The organism is Promicromonospora kroppenstedtii DSM 19349, assembly GCF_000515355.1.
Classification (GTDB): Bacteria; Actinomycetota; Actinomycetes; order Actinomycetales; family Cellulomonadaceae; genus Promicromonospora; species Promicromonospora kroppenstedtii.
The window spans coordinates 1-3164 of sequence record NZ_KI911737.1 but is presented as its reverse complement, the minus strand read 5'-3'; the positions used below and the strand labels follow the sequence as shown (position 1 = coordinate 3164).

The window sequence follows — 3164 nt, the reverse complement described above, 5'->3', positions numbered from 1 at the left end:
GCCCCCGGGCCCGGGCACGCCCGGCGCCGTCGTCCCGGAGGAGGGCGCGTCGCCGTCGCCCACCGTCTGGATGACGCCCGGCGACGTCGTGGCACGCGCGGGCAAGGCGATGTCCGGCGCGAGCTGCGGCGTCAAGACCCGGTCGACCCTCGGGGACGACTCGGCACTGCGCTTCGACCCCGTCGACGGGGCAGGCATCGCCGTCCCCAAGACCACGCTGGACCAACAGCCCTTGGAGGTACTGCAGGCGGCGGCAGCGGCCGTCGTGCTCGGGCTGCCGGGGTACGACGACTCGGACGATCGGGCGGGCACCTACGGCGGGACCGACCAGACTCTTGCCCCGGACGGCGGGGACGCCCAAGAACTCGACACCCGTTCCGACACCCACGGGCTCGGAACAGACGGGCTCGGAACGAACGACGTCCACGTGGAGCGAGCAGACGGGCAGCGTGTCGCCCGGATCCAGATCGTCCCCACGGACGCCGCCCTGCGCGGCGGCGTCATGACCCGGGTCGAGCTGCTCGTCGACACCACCACCTGGCTGCCGAGCGACGTCGAGATCTGGGCGGAGGCCGACGGCGGCAAGCAGATCCGTGTGCACAGCGAGCTCAGCTGGGCGGGGTGCAACGAGCCCAGCATGTCGCCCACGTACGCCACCGACCGCCCCTGACCCAGGCCCAGCCCAGCCCCAGCCCCAGCCCCAGCCCGCACCGCACCGCACCGCACCGCACCACCCGAGCCCGACCGTTCCAGCCCGCCCCGCCCCGCCTCGCACCGCACCGCACCGCACCGCACCGCGATAGGCTCCCGCCGTGCTCCACCGCGCCACCTCTGCCGACCTCGACGACCTGGCCGCGTTCCTGCGCACCGCGGACCTGACGGTCGCCGCGCTCGCGGAGCCCGCCGTCCGCCTCTGGCTGGAGCGGGACCAGGACGGCGCGATCACCGCGACCACAGGGTTCGAGCTCGGCGACGACGGCGAGCACGCGCTGGTGCGCAGCGTCGCCGTCCGGCCCGACCTGCGTGGCACCGGGTCCGGCCTGCGCCTGGCCGGCTTCGCGCTGGACCAGGCCGCCGACGCCGGGGCGCGCGAGGCCTGGCTGTTCTCCCGTCGCTCGGGCGGCTTCTGGCAGAAGCTCGGCTTCGGGCCCACGACCACGCAGGCGCTCGCCGCCGCCCTGCCCGACGCGCACCAGGTGGCACTGTTCCGCTCGACGGGCCAGCTGGACCGCGAGGTCGCCTGGCGCCGTCCGCTGCCCGTGCGTGCTAGCTTCACCGCATGAGGTCCCCAGAAGCATCCAGGTTCGGGCTGCCGGTACTCCGGTAGCCCGAGATGCCCCTGTAGAGACCACCGAGGCCGCGCCTCACGCCCCGCTCCCTGACGGAACGGGGCAACCTCCGCGCATCCGAAGGGCCCGTAGTGCCGACATGGCCTACCCGTTTCCTCTCCCCCTTCGGAGTCGTTCATGCCTGTCCTGCTCTACGTGCTCGCGGTCGCGGTCTTCGCGCAAGGCACGTCGGAATTCGTCCTCGCCGGGCTCGTGCCCGGCATCTCCGCCGACCTCGGCGTCTCGCTCGCCGAGGCCGGCTACCTGACCTCGGGTTTCGCGGTCGGGATGGTGGTTGGCGCGCCCCTCACGGCCGCCGTCGGACGCCGCCTGGCCCCACGTTGGACCCTGTCCGTGTGCCTGGCCGTGTTCGTCCTGGCCCATGCCTCGGGTGCGCTGACCGACAGCTTCGGCGTGCTGCTCGGCACCCGGTTCGTGGCCGCCCTGGCCAACGCCGGCTTCCTCGCGGTCGCCCTGTCGACCGCCACCCGGGTCGTCCCGGCCGGACGCCGCGCCCGAGCCCTGTCCGTGCTCCTCGGCGGCACGACGCTCGCCCTGATCGCCGGCGTCCCCGCGGGCGCACTGCTCGGCGAGCTCTGGGGGTGGCGCTCCGCGCTCTGGGCGATCGCGGGGCTCTCTGCCGCGGCTCTGGTCGCCGTCGGCTGGCTGACGCCGCCGCGGACCAGCACCGACGACCCCGGATCCGCGCGCGCCTGGCTCGACCTCAGGGCCGAGCTCCGCACCCTCCGGTCCCCGGACCTGCTGCGGCACCTCGGCCTGGGGGTGCTGGTCAACGGTGCGACGTTCTGCGCCTTCACCTACCTGGCGGTCACCGTCACCGACGGGGCGGGCCTCGTCCCGTCGCTCGTACCGCTCGTGCTGGCGCTGTTCGGGCTCGGCGCGTTCGCAGGAGTCTCGGTGGCGGGTCGCCTCGCCGATACCCGCGGCCGGCTCCTGCTCGACGTCGCCGGGCCCGCCCTGCTCGCGGGGTGGATCGCCTGGGCGGCGCTGGCCGACAGCCCGGCCGCCGTGTGGGTGCTGGCCCCGGTGCAGGGCGCGCTGTCCTTCGCAGTGGGCAGCACGCTGATCGCCCGCAGCATGGCGGCAGCCCAGGGCGCACCGACGATGGGCGGCGCGTTCTCGACCGTGGCCCTCAATCTCGGCGCCCTGCTCGGCCCCGTGCTCGGCGGCGTCTCGCTCGGCGCGACCGGGACCGCCGGCCCGCTGATCGCCAGCACCTCACTGGTCGCCGCCGCCGTCGGGCTCCGGCTCGTCACGGCCCGACGCCGGTCAGGTGCACCGACCCGCTGACCGATCAGCATCGGACGACCAGCGCCGACCGACCAGTACTGACCAACCAGCGCCGACCGACCAGCGCTGACCAACCAGCACTGAGCGGCTGTCACCGAACAGCCACCTCCGATCGACCATGTACCTGCTGCCACACCACGCACCGACCTGGCAGCAGGTGCATGGTCACTTGCGCACACGCGCCGCTTGGCACACTTTTTGCCGCGCGTTCCGCCCGGTCCCCAGGCCGTCCCGAGGCGTGGACGGTTAACCGACCACATCTCGGGCATGCCTACGATCAGATCTCATCATCCAGAGCGGTCGAGAGTCCTGGCTCAACGACACCGCAGCAACCTACCTCCGAGGCGCCAATCTCGGGGCAAGGTGCTAACGCCAGGTCCGATGGAGCTGATACGCATGGCAGTCACGAACCCACACCTCCCCACCGCCACGATCCTGGGCTACCCGCGCATCGGCCGGAGGCGCGAGCTCAAGCGCGCGGTCGAGGCCTTCTGGGCCGGGCGCACCACCGCCGACGAGCTGGAG

General features: G+C 73.5%; 4 protein-coding genes and 1 riboswitch. All 4 genes read left to right on the top strand.

Features of this window, described 5'->3' with window-relative positions; all coding sequences use genetic code 11:
- Positions 1 to 670, top strand: a 670-nt coding sequence (locus PROKR_RS22210; protein ID WP_036967650.1) for a hypothetical protein, incomplete at its 5' end; no start/stop codon positions are given.
- Between the two features lie 142 nt (positions 671 to 812).
- Positions 813 to 1283 carry a GNAT family N-acetyltransferase gene (locus PROKR_RS22205; protein WP_036967647.1) on the top strand — a complete coding sequence of 157 codons (471 nt, stop codon included), beginning with the start codon at positions 813 to 815 and terminating at the stop codon, positions 1281 to 1283.
- A 183-nt stretch (positions 1284 to 1466) separates the two neighbouring features.
- Positions 1467 to 2639, top strand: coding sequence for a Cmx/CmrA family chloramphenicol efflux MFS transporter (locus PROKR_RS22200; RefSeq protein WP_036967642.1), 1173 nt, complete (start codon positions 1467 to 1469; stop codon positions 2637 to 2639).
- Between the two features lie 284 nt (positions 2640 to 2923).
- Positions 2924 to 3027, top strand: a riboswitch (SAM riboswitch).
- On the top strand, positions 3021 to 3164 hold a 144-nt coding region (locus PROKR_RS37895), incomplete at its 3' end, for a hypothetical protein (RefSeq protein ID WP_157602474.1). Its footprint overlaps the riboswitch before it by 7 nt.

What these genes read in the sequence shown, in the direction of transcription:
- PROKR_RS22200 (WP_036967642.1), top strand. Translation starts at nt 1,467, where the DNA reads ATGCCTGTCCTGCTCTACGTGCTCGCGGTCGCGGTCTTCGCGCAAGGC.